At 57.8% G+C, this 17,341-nt stretch carries 15 protein-coding genes and 1 rRNA gene; 5 read left to right on the plus strand and 11 right to left on the minus strand.

Annotated elements, in window-relative coordinates:
- Window positions 1-698: 698 nt before the first annotated feature.
- On the plus strand, window positions 699-3,593 hold the full coding sequence (locus tag BVK86_RS24590; protein ID WP_075948856.1) for a ribonucleoside-diphosphate reductase subunit alpha: 2,895 nt from the start codon (window positions 699-701) through the stop codon (window positions 3,591-3,593).
- Between the two features lie 291 nt (window positions 3,594-3,884).
- On the opposite strand, the gene flgE is transcribed toward BVK86_RS24590, so the two are convergent.
- The 6 genes from flgE to BVK86_RS24620 all read right to left on the minus strand — a co-directional run bounded on the left by flgE (window position 3,885) and on the right by BVK86_RS24620 (window position 8,991).
- The gene (gene flgE / locus BVK86_RS24595) at window positions 3,885-5,201 is read right to left on the minus strand and encodes a flagellar hook protein FlgE (protein WP_075948857.1); all 1,317 of its coding nucleotides are present in this window, start codon (window positions 5,199-5,201) and stop codon (window positions 3,885-3,887) included.
- 31 nt (window positions 5,202-5,232) lie between these two features.
- Window positions 5,233-5,955: a flagellar hook assembly protein FlgD gene (gene flgD / locus BVK86_RS24600; RefSeq protein WP_075948858.1), complete on the minus strand. Its 723-nt coding sequence runs from the start codon at window positions 5,953-5,955 to the stop codon at window positions 5,233-5,235.
- A gap of 15 nt (window positions 5,956-5,970) precedes the next feature.
- Entirely contained in the window at window positions 5,971-6,414 is a 444-nt protein-coding gene (gene flgC / locus BVK86_RS24605; RefSeq protein ID WP_010457154.1) for a flagellar basal body rod protein FlgC, read from the minus strand.
- A gap of 3 nt (window positions 6,415-6,417) precedes the next feature.
- Window positions 6,418-6,825 carry a flagellar basal body rod protein FlgB gene (flgB, locus tag BVK86_RS24610; protein ID WP_075948859.1) on the minus strand — a complete coding sequence of 136 codons (408 nt, stop codon included), beginning with the start codon at window positions 6,823-6,825 and terminating at the stop codon, window positions 6,418-6,420.
- Window positions 6,826-7,184: 359 nt separating this feature from the next.
- Window positions 7,185-8,012 carry a protein-glutamate O-methyltransferase CheR gene (gene cheR, locus BVK86_RS24615; protein ID WP_075948860.1) on the minus strand — a complete coding sequence of 276 codons (828 nt, stop codon included), beginning with the start codon at window positions 8,010-8,012 and terminating at the stop codon, window positions 7,185-7,187.
- Window positions 8,013-8,058: 46 nt separating this feature from the next.
- Window positions 8,059-8,991, minus strand: a complete 933-nt coding sequence (locus tag BVK86_RS24620) for a chemotaxis protein CheV (RefSeq protein ID WP_075948861.1) — start codon at window positions 8,989-8,991, stop codon at window positions 8,059-8,061.
- 83 nt (window positions 8,992-9,074) lie between these two features.
- On the opposite strand from BVK86_RS24620, the gene flgA reads away from it, so the two are divergent.
- The 4 genes from flgA to BVK86_RS24640 all read left to right on the plus strand — a co-directional run bounded on the left by flgA (window position 9,075) and on the right by BVK86_RS24640 (window position 11,684).
- The gene (gene flgA, locus BVK86_RS24625) at window positions 9,075-9,836 is read left to right on the plus strand and encodes a flagellar basal body P-ring formation chaperone FlgA (RefSeq protein WP_083659351.1); all 762 of its coding nucleotides are present in this window, start codon (window positions 9,075-9,077) and stop codon (window positions 9,834-9,836) included.
- Between the two features lie 166 nt (window positions 9,837-10,002).
- Window positions 10,003-10,329, plus strand: coding sequence for a flagellar biosynthesis anti-sigma factor FlgM (gene flgM / locus BVK86_RS24630; protein ID WP_075948862.1), 327 nt, complete (start codon window positions 10,003-10,005; stop codon window positions 10,327-10,329).
- A 48-nt stretch (window positions 10,330-10,377) separates the two neighbouring features.
- A complete protein-coding gene (locus BVK86_RS24635; protein ID WP_075948863.1) occupies window positions 10,378-10,845 on the plus strand; it encodes a flagella synthesis protein FlgN in 468 nt (155 codons plus the stop codon).
- 92 nt (window positions 10,846-10,937) lie between these two features.
- Window positions 10,938-11,684 carry a flagellar brake protein gene (locus tag BVK86_RS24640; RefSeq protein WP_075948864.1) on the plus strand — a complete coding sequence of 249 codons (747 nt, stop codon included), beginning with the start codon at window positions 10,938-10,940 and terminating at the stop codon, window positions 11,682-11,684.
- 65 nt (window positions 11,685-11,749) lie between these two features.
- Here BVK86_RS24640 and BVK86_RS24645 read toward each other — a convergent pair whose 3' ends face one another.
- The 5 genes from BVK86_RS24645 to rrf form a co-directional block, all read right to left on the minus strand.
- Window positions 11,750-13,123 carry an MFS transporter gene (locus BVK86_RS24645; RefSeq protein WP_075948865.1) on the minus strand — a complete coding sequence of 458 codons (1,374 nt, stop codon included), beginning with the start codon at window positions 13,121-13,123 and terminating at the stop codon, window positions 11,750-11,752.
- Between the two features lie 68 nt (window positions 13,124-13,191).
- On the minus strand, window positions 13,192-14,433 hold the full coding sequence (locus BVK86_RS24650; RefSeq protein ID WP_173668880.1) for a glutamine synthetase family protein: 1,242 nt from the start codon (window positions 14,431-14,433) through the stop codon (window positions 13,192-13,194).
- A gap of 210 nt (window positions 14,434-14,643) precedes the next feature.
- Window positions 14,644-15,336, minus strand: coding sequence for a sensor histidine kinase (locus BVK86_RS24655; protein ID WP_075948867.1), 693 nt, complete (start codon window positions 15,334-15,336; stop codon window positions 14,644-14,646).
- Window positions 15,333-16,937 carry a tetratricopeptide repeat-containing response regulator gene (locus BVK86_RS24660; RefSeq protein WP_075948868.1) on the minus strand — a complete coding sequence of 535 codons (1,605 nt, stop codon included), beginning with the start codon at window positions 16,935-16,937 and terminating at the stop codon, window positions 15,333-15,335. Before BVK86_RS24660 ends, BVK86_RS24655 begins: the two co-directional genes overlap by 4 nt.
- A gap of 330 nt (window positions 16,938-17,267) precedes the next feature.
- Window positions 17,268-17,341: ribosomal RNA gene (gene rrf, locus BVK86_RS30620) — 5S ribosomal RNA — on the minus strand; the annotation flags it as partial.

Genomic DNA, 17,341 nt, shown 5'->3' on the forward strand with positions numbered 1-17,341 from the left:
TCCGCCCGTCTTTTTGTAATGATTCGGGGGATAAAATTGCATACACGCTGGCCGATTGTATAAACGTCGCCCGCGCAGAACACAAGCCGGTAAATGCGTTCGGACATGTCGGTTTTTTGTGATAGGGTTCGCGCCCTTAAAAATCCGCCCGGCCGATTTTGATCGATGAAAATTGATGAAAAAAGGTCCGGTCCAGCAGCATCGCGGCCTACACGCCGATTGGCCCTTTCACACACAATTTACGCACAGGTTTATCCACAGGTAGTACGTTGCAATCGCCCCCCAAAACGCATTATCTTGTACCCCAGCGCCAAAAAAACCCTAGATGTAGGGTTTAGCGCAAAAAACCAAACACAAACCGGACACCAATTTCAAGCGCTTTTCTTGCCTCTGTCCGGTTGATTCAAGCGTATTTTCAAAAGACCAAACCGCGAGTGCGGGTGGCTACTGTATTTCGGCCCGATGGGGTGGAAACGGTACGGGTGTTGCAGTCCTGAACTGTCACCTCAAAGGACTCCGGTCTTGCGCCCAAGGCGCAAGACCAAAGACTTCGGCATGGAAGCGGCGCCCAATAGCCCCCTTCCTGATCTGTCCCGAAGTTGGTATGCCCGGCCCTTGCCGGTTGTAGTGCTTCAGGACGGAACGGTGGGCACTGTGATGGTGCCCAAACAAACATAGAGAATGTGGAGACAACCCCCATGCAAACCGACACAACTCGCGAGAACCCGCAGGGCACCTTGCCGCAGGCTACCGATTCGAATTCGGATCTGTCCGCCACCGCGCCTGGCCAACTGCGCGTGATCAAGCGTAACGGCACTGTCGTTCCTTACACCGATGACAAGATCACCGTCGCCATCACCAAAGCGTTTCTCGCAGTTGAAGGCGGTACCGCTGCCGCTTCGTCGCGAATCCACGACACCGTGGCCCGCCTGACCGAACAGGTCACCGCCACCTTCAAGCGTCGCATGCCATCGGGCGGCACCATCCACATCGAAGAAATCCAGGACCAGGTCGAACTGGCCCTGATGCGTGCCGGCGAGCAGAAAGTCGCTCGTGACTACGTGATCTACCGTGACGGTCGTTCCAAAGAACGCGCGGCCCACGCGCCGGCCGAAGAAGCCGTCAACGCTCACCCGTCGATCCGCATCACCCGCGCCGATGGCACCTTTGCACCGCTGGACATGGGTCGTCTGAACACCATCGTCACCGAAGCATGCGAAGGCCTGGAAGAAGTCGACGGCGACCTGATCCAGCGCGAAACCCTGAAAAACCTGTACGACGGCGTGGCCCTGACCGACGTCAACACCGCCCTGGTGATGACCGCCCGCACCCTGGTCGAGCGTGAGCCGAACTACTCGTTCGTGACCGCCCGCCTGCTGATGGACACCCTGCGTGCCGAAGGCCTGGGCTTCCTCGGTGTGGCCGAAAGCGCTACCCACCACGAGATGGTCGACCTGTACGCCAAGGCCCTGCCGGCCTACATCGCCAAGGGTATCGAATTCGAATTGCTGAACCCGGTCCTGGCCTCCTTCGACCTGGAAAAACTGGGCAAGGCGATCAACCACGAGCGTGACCAGCAGTTCACTTACCTGGGACTGCAAACCCTGTACGACCGTTACTTCATCCACAAGGATGGCGTGCGTTTCGAACTGCCGCAGATCTTCTTCATGCGCGTGGCCATGGGCCTGGCGATCGAAGAGAAGCACAAAGAAGACCGTGCGATCGAGTTCTACAACCTGCTGTCGTCCTTCGACTACATGTCGTCGACTCCGACCCTGTTCAACGCCGGTACCCTGCGTCCACAGCTGTCGAGTTGCTACCTGACCACCGTGCCGGATGACCTGTCGGGCATCTACCACGCGATCCACGACAACGCCATGCTGTCGAAATTCGCCGGTGGCCTGGGCAACGACTGGACGCCGGTTCGTGCGCTGGGTTCGTACATCAAGGGCACCAACGGCAAGTCCCAGGGCGTTGTACCGTTCCTGAAAGTGGTGAACGACACCGCCGTCGCCGTTAACCAGGGTGGCAAGCGCAAAGGCGCTGTCTGTGCCTACCTGGAAACCTGGCACATGGACATCGAAGAATTCATCGAGCTGCGCAAGAACACCGGTGATGATCGCCGTCGTACCCACGACATGAACACCGCCAACTGGATCCCTGACCTGTTCATGAAGCGCGTCTTCGATGACGGCAAGTGGACCCTGTTCTCGCCATCCGAAGTACCGGACCTGCACGACCTGACCGGCAAGGCTTTCGAAGAGCGTTACGAGTACTACGAAGCCCTGACCGAGTACCCGGGCAAGGTCAAGCTGTTCAAGACCATCCAGGCCAAAGACCTGTGGCGCAAAATGCTGTCCATGCTGTTTGAAACCGGCCACCCATGGCTGACTTTCAAAGATCCGTGCAACCTGCGTAGCCCGCAGCAGCACGTCGGCGTGGTCCACAGCTCGAACCTGTGCACCGAAATCACCCTGAACACCAACAAGGACGAGATCGCCGTTTGCAACCTGGGCTCGATCAACCTGCCGAACCACATCGTCAACGGCAAGCTGGACACCGCCAAGCTGGAACGCACCGTCAACACCGCCGTGCGCATGCTCGACAACGTGATCGACATCAACTACTACTCGGTGCCGCAAGCGAAGAACTCCAACTTCAAGCACCGTCCGGTCGGCCTGGGCATCATGGGCTTCCAGGATGCGCTGTACCTGCAGCACATTCCTTACGGTTCCGATGCTGCCGTGCAGTTCGCCGACACGTCCATGGAAGCGGTCAGCTACTTCGCGATCCAGGCGTCCTGCGACCTGGCTGACGAGCGTGGCGCCTACGAGACGTTCCAGGGTTCGCTGTGGTCCAAAGGCATCCTGCCACTGGATTCGCAACAGATCCTGATCGAAGCCCGTGGCCAGAAGTACATCGACGTTGACCTGAAGGAAACTCTGGACTGGGCACCTGTGCGGGCCCGTGTGCAGAAAGGTATCCGTAACTCCAACATCATGGCCATCGCACCGACCGCGACCATCGCCAACATCACTGGCGTATCGCAGTCGATCGAACCGACCTACCAGAACCTGTATGTGAAATCGAACCTGTCGGGCGAATTCACCGTGATCAACCCGTACCTGGTTCGCGACCTGAAGGCTCGCGGCCTGTGGGACTCGGTCATGATCAACGACCTGAAGTACTACGACGGTTCGGTGCAGCAGATCGAGCGTATCCCGCAAGAACTCAAAGAGCTCTACGCGACAGCCTTCGAAGTGGACACCAAGTGGATCGTTGACGCGGCCAGCCGTCGTCAGAAGTGGATCGACCAGGCTCAATCGCTGAACCTGTACATCGCTGGCGCTTCGGGCAAGAAACTGGACGTGACCTACCGCATGGCCTGGTACCGTGGCCTGAAAACCACTTACTACCTCCGTGCCCTGGCCGCGACCAGCACCGAGAAGTCGACCATCAACACCGGCAAGTTGAACGCTGTTTCCAGCGGCGGCAACCACGGTGACGACTCGGTCCTGGCAGCGCCTGCCGGCCCAGCGCCAGTACCGAAGGCTTGCGCCATCGACGAGCCGGATTGCGAAGCTTGCCAATAAGCTGAGCTGATAGGCGCCTGAAGGCGCTTATCTAAAACCCCCGATCAGTCCTCTGGATTGTCGGGGGTTTTCTTTTGCCTTGCCTAAAGTGCTGGCCGGCATGGCGTCTTCGCGGGCAGACCTGCTCTCACAGTTGATCGCGTTTCGCCAAAGCAACTCGGTCACCTGTGGGAGCGGACCTGCCCGCGAAGGCGCCAGACCTGACCACACAAAAAGCCGGTTACACATGACAAATCACGGCCACAAAAAAGCCCCTATCGCGAGGGGCTTCCTGTGCAGCTCAACCCAATATCAGGTCATCTGAATGATGGTCTGCATGATGGTGCTCTGGGTAGAGATGGTCTTGGCGTTCGCCTGGTAGTTGCTCTGCGCCTTGATCAAGTCGACCAGTTCGTTGGTAACGTTGACGTTCGACTCTTCAAGGGAGTTGGAGTGGATCTCACCGAGGGAACCGGTTTGCGGTGCGTCGTAGCCCGGCTGACCCGAGGCGTAGGTTTCCTTCCAACTGGTGCCGCCCACAGGCTGCAGGCCTTGTTCGTTGGTGAAGCTGGCCAGCGCCAGTTGACCGATCGGCTTGGTCTGGTAGTTGCTGAAGTTGGCCAGCATCACACCGCTGCCATCGATGGTCAGGTTGGTGATCTGGCCGGTGGCGTAGCCGTTTTGATCAGGAATGGAACGAGCGCTGTCAGCGTTGAACTGCGTGGTGTTGCCCATGGCGACAGTCACACCCGCCGGGTCGGCGGCTGCGCCGTTGGGTGCCCAAACGCCATTGGTCACTTTGCCCGGAATCCAGCCAGTGATTTTCAGATCAGGGCTGACGACTGGAGGAGTGCCCGGCGTGGTGACCGAAACCAGCTTGCCACTTGTGTCAAAAGCCATGGTCGAAGGGACCGGACGCGAAGCCGCGTTCATCGGATCGCTGCCGTCCGGGTTGCGACCATCGATCAACGTATAGACATCCCAGGTATTGGCCCCCGTCTTGACCATGTATTGGTCCATCTGGTGCTTGTTACCCTGAGTATCGTAGATCTGGGTAGTGAACTGCTTTGTGAAAGCGGTTCCCGGCTTGCTCGGGTCGAACGGGTTGGCCACTTGGTCGATCACATCGGACTTGGAGTCCAGGTTGATCGTCGACGAAACGTTGGTGGTGGTTTTCGGCGCCAGGTTGGACGTGTCGATGCGCAGGTCCGTCAGCACGCCATTGATGATCTTGCCATTGGCGTCCACACCGTAGCCTTGCAAGCGGGCAGTGCCGTCAGTGTTGGTGACGTAACCTTCCTTGTCGACCTTGAAGGTACCGGCACGGGTGTAGGACAGCGAGCCGCTGTCGTTGAGCACGAAGAAACCCGAGCCATTGATGCCCATGTCCAGCACGTTGCCGGTGTTGTTGATGTCGCCCTGGGTGAACTGCTGGGAAACGTTGGCCAGACGCACGCCACTGCCGGTGGTCTTGCTGCCGGTGCCCAGCCTGGTGGCCGAGTACACGTCTTCGAATTCCGCACGGGACGATTTGAAGCCAACGGTCGCGACGTTGGCGATGTTGTTGCCGGTCACGTCCAGTTGCTTGTTGGCGGCATAGAGACCGCTAAGGCCGATGTTGAAAGACATGTTCCACTCCTTTGTGCCGGGTTAGTCGGCTCTATATACCAATGGTTTGCACTTTGGACAGGGCAATGCTGCCCAGCCCGGCGAGGTTGAGCATCAGTTCACCACCGGTCTGGCTGAGCGTCACACTGGTGACGGTCGCCGGCAGGTTGGTGATCAGCGCAACAGCCTGATCATCGATGGTGGTGGTTGCCGCGAAGGTGTAAGTACCCGCCGGAGCCACGTTGCCTGCTTCGTCCTTGCCATCCCATGTGAAGCTGGCATTGCCGGCTTTCTGGTCGGACAGGGTGATGGTGCGAATGACTTTGCCGTCCTTGTCGGTGATTTTCACTTCGGCTTGAGCCACCGACTGTGGCAGTACGACCGCCCCGGTCATTCCCTTGGTGGTGTCGACCACAGCCTTGTCACCCGGCGCGATGACCGAACGGCCCACCAGCGACGAGGCCTGAAGTGCCTGGGATGAACCGAAGGCGCCGGCAATGCCGCTCACCGTATCGTTGAGTGTGGTGATGCCTTCAAGGCTGCTGAACTGCGCCAACTGCGCCACGAACTCGCCGTTGCCTTGCGGCTCCAGCGGGTTCTGGTTTTTCAGTTGTGTCACCAGCAGCTGCAGGAATGCGTCTTTGCCCAGGGCCTTTTTACCGGTGGCGCTGCCGGCCGCTGACGCCAGGGAATCAGTGTCCTTGTTGGTCTTGATCGAGGAGTTGGCCAGGATGTCGTTGAGGGACATACCGCTGGTGGTATCGCTAACACTCATCTGAGTCGCCCCTTATCACTGACCCAGGGTCAGGACCTTCTGCATCATGGTTTTGGCGGTGTTCATCATTTCGGCGTTGGTCTGGAAAGAACGGCTCGCGGAAATCATGTCGGCCATTTCTTCCACCACGTTGACGTTCGGGTAGTAGACGTAACCTTTGGCATCGGCTGCCGGATGGTTCGGTTCATAACGTGCGTCAAGGTTGCTCTGGTCTTCGACTACGCCGAGCACCTGCACGCCTTGACCGGCGGCATCCTGGTTCTGGAACAGTGAATCGCTGCCGCCGCTCTGGCCGCCCTGGAACATGGTGGCGAACACCGGGTGACGTGCGCGGTAGGTCTGATCGATGCTCGACGAAACGGTCTCGGCGTTGGCGATGTTCGACGCGACGGTGTTCAAGCGAGTGGTCTGGGCACTCATGCCGCTACCGGCAATGTTGAAAACACTGGATAGAGACATGGCTTACTCTCCGCGCAGGGCTGACACCAGCCCTTTGAATTTGCTATTGAGCAGGGTGAAGCTGGCCTGGAAGTTCACGGAGTTTTCCGCGTAGTTCGATTGTTCCAGTTGGGCATCCACGGTGTTCTGGTCGATCGAAGGTTGCATCGGCGTGCGGTACATCAGCGACTCGTCGCCATTGCCCAGGCCTTCGGCTTCGATATGACGGCTGTTGGTCATGTTCAAGGCGAACGTGCCGTTCCTGGCTTTGTCGTTCTGGGCCTCGAGCACTTTCGAGAACTCCAGATCCCGCGCCTTGTAGTTCGGGGTGTCGGCGTTGGCGATGTTGTTGGCCAGGACTTCGGCACGCTGGGCGCGGAAGCCCAAAGCCTTTTCGTGAATGCCGAGCGCTTTATCGAAGCTGATGCTCATGTCGGGAAACCTTCGGGTGACCTGATTTTTCGTACGATGAACATAGCAAGCGTCATGCCAATTCAAAAAAGCCCGTAAACCGGGGCTTTACGGGCAGTGGCAAGGCGGCAATGCCAGAAAAGCGGCAACCGGTTTCCGCTGAATGCCGCTTTTCTGCCGCTTTCTCAAGAGCAACGCAGATCCCCTTGTGGGAGCGAGCCTGCTCGCGAAGGCGTCTTGTCAGTGGACATCTGCGTTGCCTGACCCACCGTTCGCGAGCAGGCTCGCTCCCACAGAATTTAGCGGTGTTGCCGGGAAATCATCGGGCATAAAAAAACGGGAGCCCCTGAGGACTCCCGTTTTTCGTTACCGCCAGCCAATCATTTCGCCTGGTAAATGATCCCCGGGCTGCACTGGACCATCTGGTAATGATCCGGCAATCCGTTCAGCGCCTCGGAAGCCCCCAGGAACAGATAGCCACCCGGCTTCAAGGTGCTGTGAATGCGCAACAGGATGTCCTTCTTCACTTCAGCAGAGAAGTAGATCAGCACGTTGCGACAAAACACGATGTCGAACTTGCCCAGGCTCGCGTAACTGTCGAGCAGGTTGAACGAGCGAAATTCAACCCGGTTCTTGATCGGCGCCTTGATCGCCCAGCGTCCCGGCCCTTTCGGATCGAAGTAACGCTGTAAACGCTCCGGTGACAGCCCGCGGCCGATGGCCAGGCTGTCGTACTCGCCGGTCTTGCAGTTGTTCAACATGGTGCCGGAAAGATCGGTGGCAACAATCTGCACGCCCATCCTCAACTGCCCGGCATTGACCCGCTCGAACTCGTCGATGGACATCGACAGCGAATACGGTTCCTGCCCCGACGAACACGCCGCCGACCAGATCCGCAGACGCTGGCCGGGACTGGCTTTGATCGCCTCGGGCAGCACCTTGTTCTTCAAGACTTCAAACGGATAGGTGTCACGAAACCACAGCGTTTCGTTGGTCGTCATCGCGTCCACCACCATCTCGCGCAAACCACTGCGCGGCTGGGTCTGGATGCGCTGGACCAGCTCACCCAGGGACTTGATGCCTTGCTGCTCCATCAGTTTGTTGAGACGGCTCGAGACCAGGTACTGCTTGTTTTCACCGAGCAAAATGCCACAGGCTTTTTCCAGGAATACCCGGAACTGTTCGAAATCCAAATTACCCGTAGACAATGCTGCCGCCTCTTAAATCGTGTTGACTGCCAGGGGCCGAACGCCCCTAGCTGATATCTGCTGCTTTGATCCGGTCAACTACCCGGGATGCCAGGTCATCAGGCCGGAACTTGGCCAGAAAGTCATCGGCACCGACTTTCTTGACCATCGCCTGATTGAACACACCGGACAACGAAGTATGCAGGATGATATGAAGCTTTTGCATGCGAGGGTCGTTGCGGATCTCCGCCGTCAGCGTGTACCCGTCCATCTCCGGCATCTCGATGTCGGAAATCATCATCAGGAACTCTTCTTCCGGCTTCTTGCCCTCGTCGACCAGTTTGCGCAGGTAATCCAGCGCTTGCCGACCGTCGTTCAACGCCACAACTTCAACACCGACGGTCTGCAGGCAACGCGTCACCTGCTTGCGCGCCACCGACGAGTCGTCGACCGTCAGCACGCGCAACGACAGCGCCTTGTGCTGGGTTTCGACATCCACCACGCCAGCCGAAATCGCTTCCGGTGTCGGTGCCACTTCCGCGAGCACCTTCTCGACGTCGATGATTTCCACCAACTGATTGTCGACCCGCGTCACTGCCGTCAGGTAATGATCGCGTCCCGTCCCCTTGGGTGGCGGATGGATCTCCTCCCAGTTCATGTTGACGATGCGTTCAACCGAGCGCACCAGGAAACCCTGGGTCTTGGTGTTGTACTCCGTGATGATCACGAAGGGATTGTTCTTGTCCTTCAAAGCACCGGAGCCAGTCGCCATTGCCAGATCCAGGATCGGAATGGTCGCCCCCCGAATATTTGCCACGCCGCACACGACAGGACTGGATTTGGGCATCAGCGTCAGTTGGGGGCATTGCAGCACCTCCCGAACCTTGAACACGTTGATCCCATACAGCTGCTGGCCGTCGAGACGGAACAGCAGCAGCTCAAGGCGATTCTGCCCCACCAGTTGCGTGCGCTGGTTCACCGAATCCATTACACCAGCCATGCCCAGACTCCTACACCAACGCTAAGTGTTGTTGCGACGCACATTCATCACTAAACGGCACGGCGCTTGCTTTTTATCTTTCTATGAACACAGAACCGACATTTTTCCGACGCCTGATCACACCCTGCCGCCAATGGCTCGGTGTACTGGCCGCTGCTTGCCTGTTCAACGCTGGCAGCCCTGCCCTTGCCGACACGGTTACCTTGCCTGACATGCTTATCGGCGTCACTCAGGGCTTTCTTGAGTTCACCGTAGAAGACTATCTGGCTACCAGTCAAACGGAAGGTCGCTACGAGATCCAGGTCAACCAGCTCGATCCCCGCCTGCGCATGCCAATGTGCGACAAGGAATTGACAGCCACTCTGGAGAGTCCGGCCAAGCCATTGGGCCGTGTAACGGTCAAGGTCCGCTGTGAGGGAACATCCCCGTGGACCGTCTTCGTACCCGCTCAAGTTCGCCTGTTTCGCGACGTTGTGACCACCACCCGGCCCCTGCGCCGCGCCGGTATTGTCGAACCCGCGGACGTCACGTTGCGTGAGCGCGATGTCAGCCTGCTCAGCCAGGGCTACTTGACGTCTTTGGATCAGGCGATCGGGCAGCGATTGACCCGACCAATGGTCAATGATCAGGTGATCAGCCTGGTGCACATCGAACAGGCGGAAGTCATCCGCAAAGGCGATCAGGTGGTGATTACCGCCCGCAGTGGTACGCTCAGCGTGCGAATGCCCGGCGAAGCACTGGCCAACGGTGGCTTGAGTGAACAAATCCGGGTGAAAAATCTAAATTCAAATCGAGTGATCAAGGCGCAAGTCATCGCGCCGGGGCAGGTCGAGGTGTCCATGTAGGGGGCTCTGCCTGTGCAGATGTGGCGCTAACCGAGGCTGTTCCCTAAACTGTGCCCTGTGCAGGGCAAGCGCTGGCGCGCGCAAGCTCATTGATAAATGAGCCTAAAGTTTTTCCGGGTATGGCCGAAAACATGGCAAGCGTCCAAATTCCCAGAGGTTTTTTATCATGGTCATCGATTTCAGCCGTTTGAACAGCTCCTCGTCACTCACGGGCAGTACACGTACCAGCGTTGCCAAGGAAACCGCCGATGCCGGCAAATCCACGCCGCTGAATACCCCGGCCGAACAGGCCAGCACCGTCACGAGCGGGGAATCGGTACATCTCAGCAATGAGGCTCAACAGTTGCAGAAGGTCACTGATACGCTGCGCGATCAGCCAGCTGTCGACAAAGCCCGGGTGGCCGAGTTGAAAGCAGCGATTGCCGATGGCAGCTATAAAGTCGACAGCAACCGTGTAGCCAGCAAACTGCTCAACTTCGAAGCCCAGCGCTAGGCCACGGCCGGCGCGAGGCTTTTGGACGCTTAAAACCCAAGGCCAGCCATGCACGACACTAATTTACTGCAACTGATCACCGACGACTTTGCTCCGGCGCAACAACTGCTGGAGCTACTGCGCACCGAATCCCTTGCCTTGCATGGTCGCGACATGAACCTGCTCGAAGGCATCCTGGCGCAGAAGCAGGCATTGATCATCTTGCTTGAACAGCATGGCCGCAAGCGCAGCGAAATTCTTGCCAGTCTTAATTTGCCAACCAACCGCAGCGGTCTGGAGCAACTCGCCAGCCAATCCAGTGTTGGCGAAGCGTTGCTCGCTCAAAGCGATGTCCTCACCGACCTTCTGTCCCAGTGCCAGGCCGCCAATGCCAACAACGGTCAGTCGATCGTGGTTCAGCAGGTCGCCACGGCCACCCAGCTGAAAATCCTTACCGGCGGCGAACCTCCAGCGCTCTACGATGCCAGCGGAACATTTTCCAAGCTTGTGAAACCGCGTCCGCTCAGTCAGGCTTGAGCCTGTCGATGAGCGCGCTCTATCAAGACGCGATACATGCTGGCAAAATGCTGGCTAGCCGTAGTCAAAATTTGTCTGGAGATTGATTAACCGTGTCCAATGCCTTAAATGCGGAAGATGCTCCGCAGCCACCCAAGGTGCTCAGCACGCCCCTGGAAATCTCCGGCAACCTGCGCCAGCTGCAAGAAAGTCATGACCCGCTGATCATCACGTTCCATGAGCGCACCCAGCGCTTCCAGAGCTATCTGGTGGACATCGACCGTGAAAACAACATGATTGCCCTGGACGAAATGATCCCCCGTGACGGCGAGCGCTTTCTGCTGGCCGGCGAACCCTTCAAGGTCGAAGGCTTTCACGAGGGCGTGCGCATCGCCTGGGAAAGCAATGGTCCGCTGACCATCGACGAATCCGGTGGCGCTCGCTGCTACCGCGGCACGCTGCCCGATGAAGTGGTCTACCACCAGCGCCGCAATGCGTTCCGCGCGGCGTTGAAGCTGGCCCAACTGGTCAACGTCGACCTGGACGGCGAAAAACTCAAGGCGCCCATCAGCGGCAAACTGCTGGACATTTCCGCTACCGGCTGCAAACTGCGTTTTGACGGCGACATCACCGGCAGCCTGCAGCTGGGTCAGGTTTATGACCGTTTCTCGGCCGCCCTGCCGTTCGGCAAAATGACGGCCCCGGTTGAACTGCGCTACCTGCACTTCGAAGAAAGAATCTCCACGACATTCGCCGGCGTTCGCTTCCATAACATGAGCGGGCTGGTGCAACGTCAGGTCGAGCGATTCGTCTATCAGTTACAGCGCGAAGCGCGGCGCTTCGACAAAGACGATTTCTGATAGCAGCACATCAATAAAAACGGGCAGTCCCTCGCGGTGACTGCCCGTTTTTTTGTGCCCGCCGCTTAAGGTCTGGCTTCGGTGAAGCTTTGCTCCCTGCCCGAATCCGGATCGTCATCGGCCGGTGTATCCGATACCGGCTCAGGTTCAGGCGCTGGATCGTGCTCGGAAGGCAGCGGATTCTGCATTTGATCCTGCACCACTTGTTCGTCCACCCGCGGATCGAGTGCAGCCACCAGTGGTGAGCTCGACATACTGTCTGGCATCGCAACGTGATGCAGCGGTGCATCGTCCACCTGATGCAAGTTGGTCACCGCTTTCGGACGAATGCGCCACACCAGTACCAACGCAAAGAAACTGAAGAACGCATAAAGCATCTGACTGCCGAACAACTTCATCAGCACACCAGCCACCAGCGGCCCAATGCTGGCACCCACGCCGTAGGTCACCAGTAACATGGCCGTCAGCGAGACCCGGCGATCCCCCTCGACGTGGTCGTTGGAGAACGCCACCGCCAACGGGTAAAGGCAGAACTGCACCAGCGAACACAGGAAACCGGCGATGAACAACACCTCCAGTGGTACCTGCGTCATGATCGCCAGCGGCATGGCGGCCAGCGCCAGGCTGAACGCAAAACAACGAATCAATAGCGCCCGGTCATAGCGATCGGATAGCCAGCCCAATGGCCACTGCACCAGCAACCCGGCAAAAATGCAACTACCCATGAACAGACCCACCTGCTCGGTGGACAACCCTTGCTGCGAGGCATACAGCGGCGCCAGACCGTAGAACGAGCCAACGATCAAGCCCGCCCCCAGCACCGTACTGAGCGACTGCGGCACCCGCTTGAGAAAGAACCGTGGCTCCATTGGTGCTGGATGCAAAGGCGCAGGGTGAATCCGTCGTGTCAGGGCCACCGGCACCAGGCACAAAGTGAAGCACAAGGCGACCAACATCAGCAGTTCAAGACCGAGCCCCGGGTGCATGACCAGAATCAGCTGACCCAGCACCAAGCCGAGGTAGGAAGCGATCATGTAACCGCTGAATACCAGACCGCGCTGCTTGGCCTCGGCCTGCTCGTTGAGCCAGCTTTCGATGACCATGTACTGGCACATCATGCCAAGGCCGACGATCACCCGCAGGAACAGCCACGCGGGCAGCCAGTTGACCAGTCCATGGCCCAGCACTGCCGCACCGACGATCCCGGCGCAGGCGGAATAGGCTCGAATATGCCCGACCCGGGCGATCAGCCTGTGGCCGATCTTGCCGCCCAGCACCAAGCCGAAATAGTTAGCGGCCATCAGCGCACCCACCCAAAGGCTGTCGACATTATCGGCAGCCAGGCGCAACGCCAGGTAAGTACTCAACAAGCCTGAGCCGATCAACATCATCAGCGAGGCGAAATACAGCGCTCGAAAGGATTTCCAGATTTGGCGCATCGGCGTTCCGAGCGGCTCCTTGCAGTGAGTAACGGGCTATCAAACGATAGCCCGGTGTCGATATTTCGTCAGGCCTGAGCGGCTAGAACACGTCGCTCCCAGGGCGTGATTTCATCATAGAAGCTGGTCAGCTCCATGGTCTTGGAAGCGATGTAGCCTTCGATGAACTCCTTGCCGAACAGTTCCTTCGCCAAGTGACTACGCTTCAGACGTTCGAGAGCAGCGTGCAAGGTACACGGTAACGAAAGATTATCCGGCACGTCGAATTCGCCCTGGATCGGTTCGCTCGGCTCCAGTCGTCGTTCAATACCATGCAACCCCGCTGCAAGGCTCGCGGCAATCGCCAGATAGGGGTTGGCGTCGGCACCTGGCAAGCGGTTTTCAACCCGACGAGCGACCGAAGAACTGGCCGGAATGCGTAAACCTGCCGAGCGATTGTCATGGGACCAGCACGCATTGTTCGGCGATGCGAAGGGATGACACAAGCGCTGGTACGAATTGACGTTCGGAGCAAACAATGCCGTGAAATCCGCCATTCCAGCCTGCTGTCCAGCGATGAAATGCCGGAAGATCGCCGTCGGTTGCCCGGCGTCATCACTGAACACGTTCCGCCCGGTATCGATGTCTACGATGCTCTGGTGAATGTGCATCGAACTGCCCGGCGTGTGCGCCAGCGGTTTGGCCATGCACACCACGGTCAAGCCATGCTTGAGTGCTACTTCCTTGAGCAAGTGCTTGAACAGAAATGTCTGGTCGGCCAACAACAGCGGATCACCGTGCAGCAGGTTGATCTCGAACTGGCTGACACCCATCTCGTGCATGAACGTATCGCGAGGCAAACCCAGCGCCGCCATGCACTCATACACTTCATTGAAAAACGGCCGCAAGCCGCTATTGGAACTGACACTGAACGCCGAATGACCGTCTTCGCGGCGACCATCCAGGCCCACTGGCGGCAGGAAAGGTTGAGTCGGATCAGGATTGGGGGCGAAGACAAAGAACTCGAGCTCAGTCGCTACCACCGGCGCGAGGCCGAGCGCGGTGTAGCGCGCGATGACAGCCTTGAGTTGGCCGCGAGTCGACAGGTTGGAGCTTTCGCCGCTCAGTTCATCTGCATCACAGATGGCAAATGCGCGCGGCTGCCTGCTCCAGGGTAAACGGTGAATCTGCATCGGATCCGGCACCAGTGCAAGATCGCCGTCATCGCTGCCGTAAAAACGCGCTGGCGGATATCCGCCCATGATGCATTGCAGCAGTACGCCCCGCGCCAACTGCAAACGCCGCCCTTCGAGGAAACCCTCGGCAGTCATCACTTTGCCACGTGGCACGCCATTCAAATCCGGCGTAACACATTCAATCTCATCAATCCCCGTCAATCGCTGCGCGAGTGAACCCAGGCCATCGGTTGTCATGACGCTATCCTTGTTATCGTGCAAGCCGCGAACGGCGACCCGTACAAAATAGGCTTCGCGTGTTTGGAATATCAAGCAGCGCCCCTCAAAAAGCTCGCGCGGGAAAAATCAGGGCAGATAAATACTGAACACGCCGCCACCCAACGGGCCGCCGTTGCTGATTTCAGTGCGCCCGCCGATACCGTTGCGCTGATGCAAAGCGGCAATCCGACCGGCAAAATACAAACCAAGGCCAGTGCTGCCACTGCTTTGATTGATGCCCTGTACGTAATCAGCCTGACGCTCGATCATCTCGCCAGGGTAACCGTCACCATCATCATTGATAGTCAGCACCAATTGGCCTGCCTCGTCGCTGACACTGATCAACAGCGCATGACGCGCATAACGAATGGCATTGTTTATGGCGTTGGACAGCACTGACGCGATCAACTCACGGTCGAAGAAACCCAACGGACTCAACGGATCCACTTCAAACGTCGCGGCGATACCGCGACTGACGAACACATCCTGATGACACGCCAACTGCGCCTCGATGAAGTCGTCCAGTTCGTGATAGGCGGGCTGCAAGGGCAGCTGATTGACGCCCAGCTTATACAGGCCGAGTAACTGCACGAGCATTCCGTTGAGGTGAGCAAACTCGAATTCGATCACACCCTGTTCCGGCGAATGCCGAGCCGGCTCTGGCAACCCGGTCAGCCACTGACTGTGGGCCTGCATCAGCATGGCCAACGAGTTCTTCATGTCGTGCACGGTGGATGCGATCACCGTAGAGAAGTCGAGGGATTGCGAGTCGTTATTCATTCGCCAAACGCCTTGCTTTTGAGCTTCTGATATCGCGGATAACGTGCGTCGGAGTCAGGCATCAAACCCACCATTTTCAGGCAGGTAAGGCATTCTTCAAGTTCAGCCGACGCGACGTTTGTATCAGTGCCATGCAACAGTGCTTGGGCCAGGTTCAGCGCGATACTGATGTTCTTCGGCTGCAACGCCAGAGCTTTGCGGAACACCTGTCGGGCCTCTACCAGATTGCCGGTCTTGTACACGCGCACGCCCTGACGATTGAGTTCAGCAGCATCGTTACCCAAATTGAGAATGCTCGGGTCATCGGTGAGTTTGGCAATGCCCTTCATGACCGTCGGATCATCCCCGTAGATTTCCGCACAGTTTTTCAACATCGAGGCGCCCGCATCGGCTTGTCCAAGCATCTGCAATTGCTTGGCGACCAGCAGCGCCGCCTCGGCGCTCATGAACTGTTCCATGCCGTCGAGGCGCATCATCGCTTGCTCAGTGAGCTTGTCGGCGGTTTCGGCATCGTTGAGCAACAAACTGGTGGCCTTCATCAACCGTGCGCGAATCTGCAGGCCCGGATCGGTTGGATTCTCCTTGGCCACGGCACTCAGCGTTGTGTTGATCTCCAGACGGGTCCGGGTATCCAGACCTCTTTCGCTGCCTTTGCTGATCAAGGCATGGGCCAGTCCGAGGTTGCTCTCCGCATCCTTGAAACGGGATTGCGCACCTTGAGCAACAGCCTGGCGATAGGCTTTGGAGGCGGTATCAAAATCCTCGTTGGTCATTGCCAGCTTGCCTAGCTGCGCCTGCCGACGCACTGCCAAGGGCGAGAGGCGAATCGCCTCTTCCAATACTTTCTGGGCGGCCTTGGTATCCCCTTCCGCGACCAGTACATCCGCCATGCCATCGTAGAGCGCCGGCATCATCGGGAACACCTTCAATGCCTTTTCGTAGACACCTTTGGCCTGAGCGACCTGGCCGCGCTTGAACAGTAGCTTGCCAAGCCCGGCGAATGCCCAAGGCAAAGGTCGATCGGCAATGATGCTGTCGTATAGGCGCTCCAGCGCCTCATTCTGATTGAGGTCACGCAGGGCGTCGGCACGGTAACGCAGGCACAACGGCGAGTAACGAATGTCTTGCTTGCACAGGGCGATGCAAGCGTTGAGCACTTCAACCGGTTTGCCCCGATCGAGCGCCTGAAGAATCGGCTTGAGCAAGGTTTTGCGCTGCTCCAGCCGCTCGAGACGCTGGGCCAGACCGGAACGGTTGAAGGGTTTGGTCAGGTAGGCGTCGGGCTCGTGTTCCAGGGCACTCAGCACCATGGCCTGGCTGGTCTCGGCGGTGACCATGACAAACACGCTTTCATGGCTGATCAGCTTTTCGATCATCAGATCTTCAAGCACTTGCTGGCCATTCTTCTTGCCATCGCCCAAGTGAAAATCCTGCAAGATGAAATCATAGGACTTCTGCGAACACATTTTCAGTGCCTGTTCGCCAGTGTCTGCAGTGTCCACATCCTTGACACCCAGCTCCCGCAGCATGGACCTGACGGAACTGCGGAAATCCGAGAAATCATCGACGATCAGAAAACTCTTTTGGTGATACGACAGCATCGAAGATTTCCAGGCAGATTAAGAAGAAGAGCCAAAAGACAAATACACACAGAAGATCAACTGCCCCCTTTAAGGCGCGCAGATGATAGCTAGTAGCCATAGCCTATCAAGCGTTTTCTCTTGAACTGCAATTACGAATGGAAACGGCGAGAAGTGAATATCGCTTGACCCTAAGGTTATCGGCCAGTGGTGGCGTTCCCTTGAAGCCTCATTAGCGCTCGAGCACAAAAAAGGGATGGCCCAATGGGCCATCCCTTTTTTGATTTCGCGACTTTTTTACGCGCAAAACAAAACCCCAACTGCTTTCGCAATTGGGGTTTCGGAATTTAATCTTGACGATGACCTACTCTCACATGGGGAAACCCCACACTACCATCGGCGATGCATCGTTTCACTTCTGAGTT

This window comes from Pseudomonas reinekei, assembly GCF_001945365.1.
Classification (GTDB): Bacteria; Pseudomonadota; Gammaproteobacteria; order Pseudomonadales; family Pseudomonadaceae; genus Aquipseudomonas; species Aquipseudomonas reinekei.